General features: G+C 52.2%; 14 protein-coding genes. 7 read left to right on the top strand and 7 right to left on the bottom strand.

The genetic code is table 11. The features are described from left to right. Position 1: 1 nt before the first annotated feature. From hfq to EOE65_RS13825, 6 genes are all read right to left on the bottom strand, one after another. Positions 2–241 carry an RNA chaperone Hfq gene (gene hfq / locus EOE65_RS13850; RefSeq protein WP_127694912.1) on the bottom strand — a complete coding sequence of 80 codons (240 nt, stop codon included), beginning with the start codon at positions 239–241 and terminating at the stop codon, positions 2–4. 102 nt (positions 242–343) lie between these two features. Beyond that, the gene (miaA, locus tag EOE65_RS13845; protein WP_240656999.1) at positions 344–1,249 is read right to left on the bottom strand and encodes a tRNA (adenosine(37)-N6)-dimethylallyltransferase MiaA; all 906 of its coding nucleotides are present in this window, start codon (positions 1,247–1,249) and stop codon (positions 344–346) included. A 44-nt stretch (positions 1,250–1,293) separates the two neighbouring features. Then, positions 1,294–3,135 carry a DNA mismatch repair endonuclease MutL gene (gene mutL / locus EOE65_RS13840; RefSeq protein WP_127694910.1) on the bottom strand — a complete coding sequence of 614 codons (1,842 nt, stop codon included), beginning with the start codon at positions 3,133–3,135 and terminating at the stop codon, positions 1,294–1,296. 14 nt (positions 3,136–3,149) lie between these two features. Beyond that, positions 3,150–4,454, bottom strand: a complete 1,305-nt coding sequence (locus tag EOE65_RS13835) for an N-acetylmuramoyl-L-alanine amidase (protein ID WP_240656998.1) — start codon at positions 4,452–4,454, stop codon at positions 3,150–3,152. A gap of 53 nt (positions 4,455–4,507) precedes the next feature. Beyond that, on the bottom strand, positions 4,508–4,978 hold the full coding sequence (gene tsaE / locus EOE65_RS13830) for a tRNA (adenosine(37)-N6)-threonylcarbamoyltransferase complex ATPase subunit type 1 TsaE (RefSeq protein ID WP_127694908.1): 471 nt from the start codon (positions 4,976–4,978) through the stop codon (positions 4,508–4,510). Between the two features lie 9 nt (positions 4,979–4,987). After that, positions 4,988–6,493 (bottom strand): NAD(P)H-hydrate dehydratase, encoded by a 1,506-nt coding sequence (locus EOE65_RS13825; RefSeq protein WP_127694907.1) that lies wholly within the window; start codon positions 6,491–6,493, stop codon positions 4,988–4,990. Positions 6,494–6,568: 75 nt separating this feature from the next. Between EOE65_RS13825 and queG the strand changes: the two genes are divergently transcribed. The 4 genes from queG to EOE65_RS13805 are packed head-to-tail and all read left to right on the top strand — an operon-like array spanning position 6,569 to position 9,272. Then, positions 6,569–7,660, top strand: coding sequence for a tRNA epoxyqueuosine(34) reductase QueG (queG, locus tag EOE65_RS13820; protein ID WP_127694906.1), 1,092 nt, complete (start codon positions 6,569–6,571; stop codon positions 7,658–7,660). Positions 7,661–7,662: 2 nt separating this feature from the next. Next, the gene (locus EOE65_RS13815; protein ID WP_127694905.1) at positions 7,663–8,190 is read left to right on the top strand and encodes a YgjP-like metallopeptidase domain-containing protein; all 528 of its coding nucleotides are present in this window, start codon (positions 7,663–7,665) and stop codon (positions 8,188–8,190) included. A gap of 15 nt (positions 8,191–8,205) precedes the next feature. Beyond that, positions 8,206–8,556: a YacL family protein gene (locus tag EOE65_RS13810; RefSeq protein WP_127694904.1), complete on the top strand. Its 351-nt coding sequence runs from the start codon at positions 8,206–8,208 to the stop codon at positions 8,554–8,556. Between the two features lie 17 nt (positions 8,557–8,573). Then, positions 8,574–9,272 (top strand): Crp/Fnr family transcriptional regulator, encoded by a 699-nt coding sequence (locus tag EOE65_RS13805; RefSeq protein ID WP_127694903.1) that lies wholly within the window; start codon positions 8,574–8,576, stop codon positions 9,270–9,272. A 5-nt stretch (positions 9,273–9,277) separates the two neighbouring features. Here the strand turns inward: EOE65_RS13805 and orn are convergent, their stop codons facing one another. Beyond that, positions 9,278–9,832 (bottom strand): oligoribonuclease, encoded by a 555-nt coding sequence (orn, locus tag EOE65_RS13800; protein ID WP_127694902.1) that lies wholly within the window; start codon positions 9,830–9,832, stop codon positions 9,278–9,280. A 105-nt stretch (positions 9,833–9,937) separates the two neighbouring features. On the opposite strand from orn, the gene rsgA reads away from it, so the two are divergent. From rsgA to EOE65_RS13785, 3 genes are all read left to right on the top strand, one after another. Then, complete coding sequence (rsgA, locus tag EOE65_RS13795; protein WP_127694901.1) at positions 9,938–10,963, top strand: small ribosomal subunit biogenesis GTPase RsgA; 1,026 nt, start codon at positions 9,938–9,940, stop codon at positions 10,961–10,963. Positions 10,964–10,986: 23 nt separating this feature from the next. Further along, entirely contained in the window at positions 10,987–12,636 is a 1,650-nt protein-coding gene (locus EOE65_RS13790; protein ID WP_127694900.1) for an HDOD domain-containing protein, read from the top strand. 65 nt (positions 12,637–12,701) lie between these two features. Then, entirely contained in the window at positions 12,702–13,514 is an 813-nt protein-coding gene (locus EOE65_RS13785; RefSeq protein WP_127694899.1) for a sulfurtransferase, read from the top strand. Positions 13,515–13,518: the final 4 nt, after the last annotated feature.

Below are 13,518 nucleotides of genomic sequence, written 5' to 3'. Positions count from 1 at the left end.
CTCACTCAGGCTGTTTTTCTTCAGGCTGTGGCAGCTTTACTGGACGCGCTGGTACAACCGTTGAAATAGCGTGCTTGTATACCATTTGGCTAACTGTGTTTTTCAACAAGATAACAAATTGGTCAAATGATTCGATTTGCCCCTGAAGCTTAATGCCGTTTACCAGAAAGATAGAAACGGGAACACGCTCCTTGCGTAGAACATTAAGATAAGGGTCTTGTAGTGATTGCCCTTTTGACATTGGGAACTCCTTCCTGATAAATAATCGTTATATTTTATTGTGTGCAACCAAAAAATTGGCGCCAAAATTGTGCATAGCACCAAAAACTTACAGCTGATTGCATTATATAATGGCAGTATTGACCAATTTCAAGCTGATATTAAGAATATCTTTATCTTCGCTTTCTAACCAATGTAAGTTTTCCCAACTTCTTAACCAAGTAATTTGGCGCTTGGCTAATTGGCGTGTTGCAATAATGCCTTTATCGATCATCGTTTGATAATCGTATTCCCCTTCAATATAGGACCACATCTGGCGATAGCCAACACAGCGGACTGATGGCATTTGCGGATTAAGATCGCCACGTGCATAAAGCGCGCGCACCTCTTCCTCAAACCCTTCATCCAACATCATGTTAAAACGCAACGCAATTCGCTCGTGCAGTGTTTTACGCTCGGCAGGCATCACCGCAAGGTTAATAATATTGTAGGGCAATTGTTCGGTTTGCTGCTCTTGCCAAAGTTCGCTCATGGGCCGTCCAGTGATCTCATAGACCTCAAGCGCACGCTGCAGCCGCTGAGAATCTGTTGGTTTAAGGCGCTCAGCCGATTTCGGGTCTACCTCGGCTAGGCGCTGATGCAGTGCAGGCCAGCCCTCTTGCTCGCCCCATGCCAAAAGGCGTGCTCGGATCGCTGGGTCAGCCTCCGGAAGCTTTGCCAACCCCTTGAGCAGAGCGTTGTAGTACATCATCGTCCCCCCAACCAACAAGGGGATACGCCCTCGGCTGCTAATGTCTTCCATTTCACGTAATGCGTCACGGCGAAACTCAGCAGCCGAATAGGACTCACTAGGATCAATAATATCGACCAACCGGTGCGGATAGCGCGCTAAAGTTGCTGCATCGGGTTTGGCCGTACCAATATTCATATCACGATAGATCAGTGCCGAGTCGACGCTGATAATATCGCACGGTAGCGCTTCAGTGAGCCGCAGTGCTAAATCGGTTTTCCCTGCTGCTGTGGGCCCCATAAGAAATATAGCTGGAGGAAATTTTTCGGTAGATGACATAAATGTCACTGGCCTCGCATAAATAATTTGTCGAGTTCGCCCAACGTAAGCTGGGTCCATGTGGGTCGGCCATGATTACACTGACCACTGCGCTCAGTGACCTCCATATCGCGCAGTAGCGCATTCATTTCGGGCAGCGTTAACTGCCGATTCGCCCGCACCGCGCCGTGACAGGCCATTGTCGCTAGCAACTCGTTGATATGCTCTTGAATACGTCGCGAGTGGCCGTAAGTGATTACGTCGGATAGCACATCGCGCAGTAACTGCTCGACATCCGCTCTCGCCAATGTCACTGGTACCTGACGAATCACCATGGTCTCCTCACCTAAACGCTGCAACTCAAAGCCAAGCTGCTGCAACGCCTTATCATGAGCTTGAGCAACATCCGCCTCGCGTTGGCTCAACGCTACACTCACAGGCACTAACAGAGGCTGACTGCGCACCCCTTCCGTTTCGTAAGCCGCTTTCAGGCGTTCATAGACGATACGCTCATGCGCAGCGTGCATATCGACCAGCACCATACCATCGCGGTTTTCCGCCAGAATATAGATGCCGTGTAGCTGAGCCACGGCAAAACCGAGCGGTGGATACTCACGTTCAGACTCATCGGAATGCCCAAGCACAGTTGCAGGCTTATTTAGCATGTTAAATGCTTGTGGCGGCTGCACGGGCTCTGCCGCTGGCTGATGCAATTGCCCATACGCACTCATTTGCTCTTGCACCTGTGACGCTGACGGCGAGGCCGCTGGGCGGTTTGCTAACGGCATCGAGTGCTGCTGATAGCTAACCTCCTCTGCTTGAATCACCTGCTGCAGCGCTGGAACACTTTCGGCATCGGGGCGGACATCGCCAATCACGCGATGGATACTGCGATAGATGAAGTCGTGTACAAGGCGGCTCTCGCGAAAGCGCACCTCATGCTTGGTAGGGTGTACATTGACATCCACCAGCGCAGGATCGAGCTCTAAATAGAGAACATAGGCAGGATGGCGGCCATGATAGAGCACATCGGCATACGCTTGGCGTACCGCATGGGTCACAACTTTATCGCGAATCATACGGCCATTAACAAAGAAGTACTGCAGGTCGGCCTGACTGCGCGAGAAAGTGGGTAAGCCAATCCAGCCACGTAAAGAGATACCCGAGGATTCTGCAACGACATCTACACTCAGCGACTGCTGGATAAACTGCGGGCCACAAACCGAAGCAACGCGCCGCTCCCGCTCAGGCTGAGAGCGCGCTGGACGCAATTGGTGAATAACACGGCCATTATGGCGCAGCTGGAACGCCACATCGAAGCGGCTCAACGCTAGCCGTTTGACCACCTCTTCAAGATGTTTAAATTCGGTGTTCTCAGTACGCAGAAACTTACGCCGTGCTGGCGTATTGAAAAATAGGTCACGTACCTCCAGCGTTGTGCCTTTAGGGTGCGCCGCTGGCGAAACCTCCGCCTGCATATCACGCCCCTCAGTGGTCACTTGCCAAGCATTCGCTGCATCTTTCTGGCGCGATGTCAGTGTTAACCGCGAAACTGAGCTAATACTCGCCAAAGCCTCCCCCCGAAAACCGAGGCTGCACACCGCCTCGAGATCTTCAAGCTCGAGGATTTTGGAGGTCGCGTGGCGGCTAAGCGCCAATGCGAGGTCATCTTTTTCAATACCATCGCCATCGTCACGAATCCGGATCAGCTTTACGCCGCCCTGCTCAACATCCAGCTCAAGGCTGGTTGCGCCGGCATCTAGACTATTCTCCAGTAGTTCTTTCACGACCGAAGCGGGCCGTTCTACAACCTCACCAGCGGCAATTTGGTTCGCCAAGCGTGGCGACAGTAGATGAATTCGAGACATGTATCCTTCGTGTATTAGCCTGCAGGGATATTGAGTACTTGGCCGACGCGAATCTTATCACCTTTGATCGCGTTTTCCTTACGTAAGTCACCCAATGAAACACCATGGCGCGAAGCGATAACAGATAACGTATCGCCGCGCTCAACACGGTAGGTGCGTTTACCACCGCTGTTATAGCCACGATACTTCTGATAAGCGATCAGCGAATCATCCGGCGGACGGTTCCAGAAATACTCTTTCACTGCGCCGTAGATCGCGTTAGCCATCTTCTTTTGATAGCGGGACGTACGCAGCAGTCGGGCCTCATCAGGGTTTGAAATAAATCCCGTTTCCACCAGAACCGATGGCATATCTGGGGATTTCAGCACTAAGAAACCCGCTTTTTCGACGTGGCGCTTATGCATTTTAGCGAAACCGGCGATTTTTTTATGGATACGGCTGGCAATATCGCGGCCATAGGTTTGGCTGGAGTGCATCGACATATCGAGCAAAATTTCTCTCACCGAGCCATCTTTGTGGTCCAGTTTGACGGAATCGCCCACACCACCAATAAGGTCTGATGCATTCTCAGAATTAGCTAACCACCGCCCCATAGAGCTACTTGCGCCGCGCTCTGAAAGCACCCACACCGATGCGCCTTTCGCGCGTGGATCTTTGAAGGCATCGGCATGAATTGAGATAAAGAGATCCGCCCGAAACTCACGACGCGCTTTCGTCGTGCGTTTACGCAAACTGATGTAATAATCGCCGGTCCTTACTAGCTCTGCTCGAAAGCCCTTCTCTCTATCGATCAGGCGCTTAAGCTCTTTAGCTATCGCCAGCACCACCTTCTTCTCTTGCAAACCTCCAGGGCCGATGGCACCGGGGTCTTCACCACCGTGGCCAGCATCAATGGCCACCACGACATCGCGTTTATCCTGCACCTGAGCAGCCGCCGTTTTGACGGCTTTTTGCGGACGTTTCTTGCTGTACAGATCAATAACTAAGCGCTGACCACGCTCACCACTTGGGGCAAGCTGAAAGCTATTCGTGCGAACCGCTTCACTCACTTCCCATGTAATACGCAGCTTATCGCCATGGTCATAGCTTCTAACCGTAGTTAAAGGGGTGCTTTTTAGATCCGATGCGAGCAGTTTGCCTTTCAAATGGCCGTCGATGATATCAACAACCACACGGTGCGGGTTGGAAAGCGTAAAGACCTTATGCTTGAGCGTACGATCAACTTCGAGTACAACCCGTGTCTTTTCCGGCGAGACCCAATAGCGAACCCCATCTATATCCACAGCCCAAGCGCTCTGCGTCCAAAACAGCAGAGCCAATAAAACACCTCCTAATCGCGCCAACATACTTCTCCTGTGCACCATAACGCGAATCAGCAACCTAATTTGAGTTGTAGCTTCTCAGCCGCGACAGCACCATGTTCAGAGTGCGCCTGCCAGCGCAACGCACGCCCCTCATCTTGCGGCGTCAAGAACAGCTCCAAGTCGGGCTCTGGCAGCAAGCCTTGTCCCTTATCAGGCCACTCAATCAGCGCCAAACTGTCTTCAGTGAAGTAATCACGAATCCCCAGGTACTCAAGCTCTTCGGGGTCAAGCAGGCGATAAAGATCGAAGTGGTAGATAGTGCCTTGGGCAACGTCATAAGGCTCGACAAGCGTATACGTTGGGCTTTTGACAGCGCCCTGATGGCCCGCCGCACGCAGCAGTCCTCGGCTTAGCGTTGTTTTCCCCATACCCAAATCACCTTGCAGATGAACGACACCTCGTTGTTGCATCGCTTCTAGCAAAACAGCACCAACGTGCTCCATCGCAGCCTCATCGGCAATAAAAACAGTCTCTTGCATCGCAATAAATCACACTATCCCGTTTAAAACAGATCTAACATAGGGTATCAGGTCGGTTGCTTTCAAGCCTATCTCACCGTTTTGTTCCGCACAAAGGTCAGCCGCATGAGCATGAGCATAAGCACCAACCCGAGCGGCATCAATTAAGCTCAGTTTCTGTGCCAACAACCCGCCAATCACACCCGATAGCACATCCCCCATGCCGCCACTGGCCATACCGGGGTTTCCGGCACTGCACACATAGAGTGAGTCACCATCACTGATCAGCGTTCGCGAACCTTTGAGCAGCACAACGGCGCCGGTTTCGCGATGCAGCTGCTCCACCGATGACTGACGAGCAGACTGGATCTCAGCTGTATCGGTACCAAGAAGCCGAGCCGCCTCACCTGGATGCGGCGTTATCACGCTAGGTAAGCTCTTCAAGCGCGACAATAAGCCCTTGTCAGCTATTAAATTGAGCGCATCAGCATCCAAGACCATGGGCTTATTACTCTGCAGAACCACCTGTAACATGTGGTCCGCCCACGCGTCACGGCCCAATCCAGGGCCAATAACAACGACACTAACCTGCTCCAGCAGAGGGGAGATTTCCAGCCCTGAGCGCACCCCTTTAACCATCACTTCCGGCACACGAATCAGGCTTGCCACAACATGTTCTTCGCGGGTTGCAAGGCTCACCTTACCCGCTCCGCAGCTCACCGCCATCTCTGCCGCCATCAATGCAGCGCCCCCCATGCCACTGTTGCCACCAACCACCAGCACATGGCCAAAGTCGCCTTTGTGAGCGGTGCGCCTGCGCGGCGGCAAGCACTCAGCCACATCCTCTTGGGTCACACGAAACGCAGCAACATCCACCTGTTCATAAACGGTATCGGGGATGCGTAGATCATCAAACAGCACCTCCCCCACATGGTTCACTGCATTATGCGAAAACAGGCCGAACTTAAGGCCGATAAAACTGATGGTGATGTCCGCTTTTATGGCACTCCCCAGCATACGTCCTGTATCTGAACAAAGCCCCGAGGGAATATCCACACTCAACACAGGCGTGTTCATACGGTTTATTCGTTCGATAAGCGCCGCAAAAGGTTCGCGTACTTCACCTGTTAAACCAGTACCCAACAAAGCATCGACGATAACCTCACCGTGCAGGGGAGTTGCCGCATCATAAGGTTCAAAATGCACCCCCTCTCCACTGGCCCATAGCCATGCCTCACGCGCTTCTCCTGATAGCCCTGCCGCAAACCCTTGGCCACCAACGAAGAGCGCTTGCACCTGCAACCCTTTTTGTTTGGCGAGCGCCGCAACAACAAAACCATCACCACCATTATTGCCGCCACCACAGAGCACCGTTATTGACGCTACGCGCGGCCAGCGGTTCAGTAAGGCCGAAAACACCGCTCGTCCTGCTCGTTTCATCAAGGTAAAACCGGGAATCCCTGCCGTTTCAATGGCGGTTTTATCTAGTAACCGTGTTTGCTCTGCCGTGTATAATGCGCTTGGTAATATATTCATAGTTTTCAGGCTTCTTAGACTCAGGCTATCACCCTAAGTATAGAGGAAGCTGATTTAAGGTAGGCAAATTCTCACGTGTCGCATTCTCTCACCGACGAACAGTTATTATCGCTTAGCGAACAGATCCCTGTTTGGGCCGCTGAACTTGGTTTTCAGCAGTGTGGCATTGTGGATCCTGATCTCGACAGCGATTTTGCCCAGCTACAAGCTTGGCTAGAGAAAGGCTATCACGGTCAGATGAACTACCTTGCTGACCATGGCGAAAAGCGCCGCAAACCCTATGAGCTTGTACCCGGCAGTTGTCGGATCATTAGCTTACGTATGGACTACACCCCACCAGCTTTCGATGCTTTAAAACTTATCGGTCAGCCCGATAAAGCCTACATCGCTCGCTACACCCTAGGGCGGGATTACCATAAGACCATGCGCAAGCGTATTACGCAGCTGGGCCAGCGGATTGAAAAAGAGACCTCTGCGCTGGGCTATCGTGCCTTTGTGGATAGCGCCCCAGTGATGGAGCGCCCCATAGCACAGCAGGCGGGAATCGGCTGGACCGGCAAACATACACTTATTCTTAACCGCCACGCGGGATCCTACTTCTTTTTAGGCGAGCTTTTTATCGACCTGCCGCTACCAGTGGCTGAGCCGATCACCAAAAACCACTGCGGGCGCTGCACCGCCTGCCTTGATATCTGCCCGACAAACGCTTTTATTGGCCCCTATGAGCTGGATGCAAGACGCTGTATCTCCTACTTAACGATCGAGCATAAAGGTGCAATTCCATTGAATTTGCGCCCTTTAATGGGAAATCGGATCTTCGGCTGCGATGACTGCCAACTGGTTTGTCCCTGGAACCGTTTTGCCAAATTGACAGAGGAGAGCGATTTTCACCCACGCCACTCCCTTGATGATGTCTCGTTACTGACGCTGTTCGCATGGGATGAAGCCACTTTTCTAAAGCGTACCGAAGGCTCAGCTATTCGCCGTACTGGTTTCGAAGGCTGGCAGCGTAATCTTGCTATTGCACTTGGCAACAGCAGTGGTGGAGCGGCGGTCATCGATGCACTCAAAGCAAAGCGAGAAGCATCGTCACCGTTGGTGCAGGAACATATCGACTGGGCAATTAACCAGCTACAGCAAAACGCTACAGCACGACGTGAGGCTTAAAGATGTCGGACGAGACGCTAGTGCGCTACCTAAGAGCCTACCCCGAAACCGTGCAACACCAAGCCGCACGCTTATTAAAAGAGGCGAAAGTCGCGGGCTATCTGCGCAGCAAATACCCAAGTGCACACAGCATCAACACTGATAAATTGCTACGCAGCTATGTGATGGCGATTAAAAGCCAATACCTCAAGAGCACTGACCCGCTCAACAAAGTAGTGTTTGATGCCAAAATACATCTGGTTCACAATGCGCTAGGTACACATCACCGCATTTCACGCCAGCAAGGTGGCAAGTTGAAACGTCAGCGCGAAATTCGTATCAGCCATCTATTTAAACGCGTTCCTGAGCCATTCCTTAACATGATCGTGGTCCACGAGCTGGCGCACTTGCGAGAACTTGACCACAACAAAAGCTTTTACCGGCTATGCGAGCATATGCTGCCCGACTACCATCAACTCGAGTTCGAGATGCGTTTGTTTCTGACCGAGGTCGAGCTGCGCGGCAACTTCTACACTGAACCACCCCAATAAACGAAGCCAACTACTATGGAATACGACTTTACTTACGATCTATACGGCAACCCGGAGGCTCGGCTCTCGATGGGAGCAGAAGCTTTTGGCCGCTGGCTCAGTGAAGAGTGCGGCAGCCAAGCCAAGGCCGCTGCGCTACTCGATATAGCGCAACAACAGCGCACAGCGACACGCCCCTTCACCCAATCAAGCGCTGTGGCAACCTTGCGCATTGAGCAGGGCGAAGTCACGATTCGCGCGCATGGCGACGATACCGCAGCAGAGCTTGCAGAGGACTTCTCGCTCTACGAGAGCGAAGCTGACGCTTGCTGCGGTATTGACGACTTTATCGAGCTTATCGAAGCTTGGCATGAGTTCTTAAATTAGCCTTCAAGGAGCGTGTAATGGCAGTGCTGCCCCACACCAAAGAGCAAGCGTGGTTTCGTGCGGCCCAACATATGCTGTTCTCCGCGTTCGATAATGCCGCGCTGCAATCGCTACACCACGCCTCCAATGTGGTGACACTGGAGCGCGGCGAAACACTCTTCCACCACCATGACAACGCAAACCACTTCTACCTAGTGCTTGAGGGCAAGATAAAGCTCTATCGCTCCAGTGCAGAGGGGAATGAGAAGGTCATCGAGATTATTCAGCAAAATCATACATTTGCAGAAGCCGTGATGTTCTTAGCCGGGAAAAGCTATCCGGTTAGCGCCCAAGCGCTGGTGAACAGCCAAGTGCTCGCCATCCATAGCGATGCCTATCTAAAAGCACTCGAAGCTGCACCACAGGGAGCAACGCGTGTGATGGCGATGATGGCGCAGAAGCTTCATAGCTGCATTAACGAGATCGAAATTCTCTCGCTACAAAACGCGCGCCATCGTTTGATCCGTTTTTTGTTATCCCAGTTGAGCACCGCAGAGGATAACGAGCAACGCACCATCGTTCTACCCGTTTCAAAACGCTTGATCGCCTCACGTTTAGCGATGCAACCTGAGACCCTATCGCGTTTGCTAAACGAGTTAAAAGCGCAAGGCACCATCGAGATGCATCGCGCTGAGATCGTGATTCTCGATCGCGCCCAACTTGAGGCGATCGACTAGCTCAGTTAACCGCGAGCTGATTCAACAAAGAGATGCTCGCGATAGTGGCGCAGCTCCGCCACGGAGTCTTTAATATCATCCATCGCCAAATGCGAGCCCTGCTTCTTCACACCCGCTAAAACATCGGGCTGCCAGCGGCGCGCCAGCTCTTTCACCGAGCTGACATCTAAATTGCGATAGTGGAAAAAGTCTTCCAGCTCCGGCATATAGCGATACAGGAAGCGGCGATCCTGGCAGATGCTATTACCACACATGGGTGAGGCACCCTTATCCACCCATTGCGCTAGAAACTCGATGGTGCGCTGCTCGGCTTCGCGTTCGCTAATCTCACTCGCAAGCACGCGGGCCGTCAGACCAGACTGCCCATGTTGGCGGGTACACCACTCATCCATCGCATCCATCACCTCTTGCGGCTGATGCACCGCAAGGCTTGGCCCCTCCGCCAGTACGTTTAAGTTAGCATCGGTAACTAGCGTTGCGATCTCGATAATGTAGTCGTTATCTGGATCTAGCCCGGTCATCTCCAAGTCAATCCAAATCAGATTATCGCTACGGGACATAGATATTCCTCTCAAATCAAGCTAAATGCGGTCTATAATGACGCTCCAATATCAATACCTTAACACGAACAGCGCGCTGGCTGCGTGCACCAAACAGACGAATTCATGGCAAAACGCAAACTCACACGCCGCCAAGCTTGGCGCATCGAAAAGATTCAAGAAGAGCGCACGAAACGTGCTTCACGCAAAGATGCGCAGCTTGATCAGCAACTCGAAGGGGGCGACCTTGGCCCCGAGCAGGAAGGTCTGATCATCTCCCACTTCGGCAAACAAGTGGATGTTGAAGTGCTTGCGGGTGGGTCTACTGGAGAGATTGTACGCTGCCATATGCGTACCAATCTTGGCCAACTTGTGACCGGCGATCGCGTGGTCTGGCGTGCCGGTGTCGATCATGGCGTCGTTGTGGCAAAGCTGCCACGTGCCAGCGAATTGATCCGCCCCACGAATCATGGCGACCTCAAACCGGTGGCAGCGAATATCGACCAGATCATTATCACCTTTTCGGTCGAACCGATGCCCTTCGCCAACCTGATCGACCGCTATCTAGTGGCTGCTGAGATTAGTGGCATTACGCCCGTTCTGCTGCTGAATAAAACCGACTTAATCGACGCTGACAACCGAGAGTATATCGAGGGCCTCATCGAGCGCTATGAGAGCATCGGCTACCAAGTGATCACAGTCTCCACCGTCCAAAAAGATGGTTTGAGTCAGTTACTCGCCGCACTTGATAACAAAATTAGCGTATTTGTCGGCCAATCTGGGGTCGGAAAGTCCTCTTTAATTAATGAATTGCTGCCAGGGGTCGACATAAAAGTAGGGGCACTCTCAGAACAGACACGCAAAGGCCGCCATACCACGACCACGGCGCGGCTGTTCCACTTCCCAAAGGGTGGCGATCTGATTGACTCACCGGGGATTCGCGAGTTTGCGCTGTGGCATATTGAGCCAGAGCGCTTGTTAGAGGGCTTTATCGAGTTCCGCCCTTTTATCGGTCACTGTAAGTTTCGTGACTGTAAACATGAGCAAGAGCCAGGCTGCGCTATACTAAAAGCCATCGAAGAGGGCCATGTCAGCCCATCACGGATGGATAGCTACCAGCGGATTCTGGGTTCTTTGCTCGAACAACCCTAGATTTGATGTGTTTAAGGTAACGAATGGCTGATTCCGACGCACCCGAACAACAGGACGACAAAACTTCTATCCTTTACGGCAGTGATGCATGGGCTGAATACCTGCAACACAAACCGTTTCCCGTGCGTGCCAGTAGCTTAAAGCGGCTACGCTCACTATTACTGAGCGACTCATCAACCATCAGCGACCTCACTCATGTCGTCAAACATGATCCGATTCTGTCATTCCATGTCGTGCGAGAAGCGGAAAAAGCTCATGCTGCAAAAGGCAGCCGCGTCTCTAGTATTGATCACGCGGTTTCCTCGCTCGGCATGGATCCGCTGCTGGCCATCAGCCGTAAGCTACAGCCGGTTAAAATCAATCCAGCTAGCGTCCAGCAAAAGCAGTACTTACGCTCATTAGCCAACAGCTACCACGCCGCGTTTCAGGTGCGTTCTTGGTTACAGCGCAAGAAGCTTCCCTTTGTAGAAGAGAGCTTTTTAGCTGCGCTCTTTTATGGTGTCGCCCATTGGTCGTTATGGCTCCATGCGCCGCTGCACATGAATAAAATCCAGATCAAAGTACGCGAAGAGCAGATCGATCAAAGTTTGGCAGAGCACGATGTACTGGGCTGCACTATTCAGCATATCTCCATGGCGCTGTCGCAGGTTTGGGGGCTATCAGAGCTAACCATTGAAGCACAAGACCCAGAAACATCGCCATCAAGAGGGATGCTCGCACGCTTGCACCAGCGCGCACTCGGCGATCCTCGCCTTGATGATGAGCAGCTACGTGAAATGAATCATCTGGTACAAGAGCGTTACTTCCCAATTAAACTGGGGAACTGGCTTGCCCAGATCGTCAGTCACAACTGGCGCAGCTCACGGCATATCAATACGCCCGATATTATTGCTGATTATCTGGGTTTAGAGCTTGATCAAACGATGGCCTTATTACATCAAGGCTGTGCAGCCGCATCACGTCACTACCATGTGCCGGGTACACTGTCGCCCGCTGCGGACATGCTATTTATCCCCTCTGATTTCCCGCGCAACTTCCAGCTCAGTGAGCGGGAGCTCAAGCAGATATCGGGTAAATATCCACAGCCTGTGAAGCCTGCACCGAAGAAAAAAGCTGTGCCACCTCCAGCACCCACCGAGGTACAAACACACCTTCCCGATGAGCTGGCAAACGCCGAAATCTTTAATCAAACAGCAGAGCGTTTTGTGAAGGGGTATCATCTCTACACGAAACCCGCCCATATTCTGCAAGGCCTCATGCAGGGCCTGATTCAAGGGTTAGGCCTACCGCGCGTCGTGCTGAATATCGCCAATACAAAGCAGCACTCGCTCAAAGCCGCGCAAGCCTTTGGGCTTGAAAAAACACACCCACTGGCCTCGTATGAGATCGACCTCAGTATTCCAAGCGTATTTAAGAAGCTGACTGAAAAGCCGGGGTTGATCTGGATTCAAGCTGAGAACTTGACCAAATATAAGCCGATGATCCCGGACGCTTTTGCTGACCAAATACCAGAATCTGGCTGCTTGCTGATGTCTGTTTTTCGCACCAGTGGCGTCGTTGCAGTGGTTTACGCCGACGCAGGAGAGACACTTCAGCTGAGTAGTTTTCACCAAGAGCGCTTTAAATATCTTTGTTCGGCTGCAACACTCGCTTTAAAACGGATGAGCCAGTAGCAACGATTGAGTCCGTCACCACAAATCGCTATGATCGATATCCAGCAAAATTTAGTGGACTCACTATGCTATTACCTTTGGTTATCGATCCTGCGCAACTTGCGCCTGTCCTAACCGACGCTAACCTTATTGTTGTTGATCTGTCATCTACAGAGCATTACCAACAAGGCCACATCCCCGGTGCGATCAACATTGATCCCACACGGTTACTCAGTGGCTCAACACCGATTGCCAACACGCTTCCCAGTAGTGAGCAGTTGTCTGCTCTCTTCTCAGAGTGTGGCATTACGCAAGATTCACATGTAGTTGTTTATGACGACCAATACGGGCCATGGGCGGGACGTTTTATCTGGAGTATGCATTGCTGCGGATTACAAAACGCCTCCTTCCTAAACGGCCATCTAGCTGCATGGATAGAAGCTGGACTATCGATAAGCCAACAGGACCACCAGCCGACACCATCGGCCCTCACTGTTAACGCAGATCAACCGCTTGTTGCAGACAAAAGCTTTATACTGCAAAACTTAAATAACGGTTCACTGTCGATTTGGGATGCCCGCTCACGAAGCGAGTACACCGGCGAAAAAGTGATCAATGCAGCGAAAGGCGGCCACATTCCGGGGGCGCACTGGCTCGAATGGACCGACACGCTCAGCGGTTTGACGCCAGCCACACTGGCTGACCCCGCAAGCTTGCGCCAACAAATAACGGCCGCTGGGATCGATATGGACAAAACCGTGGTGACCCACTGCCAAACACACCGCCGCTCTGGCTTAACTTACATCGCGGCTCGCCATGCGGGAATCCGCGATATCCGCTGTTACGACGCCTCTTGGTTTGAATGGGGCAACGCCCCAGACACCCCTGTCGAAAAATAATACG

The organism is Neptunomonas marina (assembly GCF_004005935.1).
GTDB classification, from domain to species: Bacteria; Pseudomonadota; Gammaproteobacteria; order Pseudomonadales; family Balneatricaceae; genus Neptunomonas; species Neptunomonas marina.
Note: the sequence above shows the minus strand (reverse complement) of the source record. Positions and strands in the feature narration are given on the sequence as shown.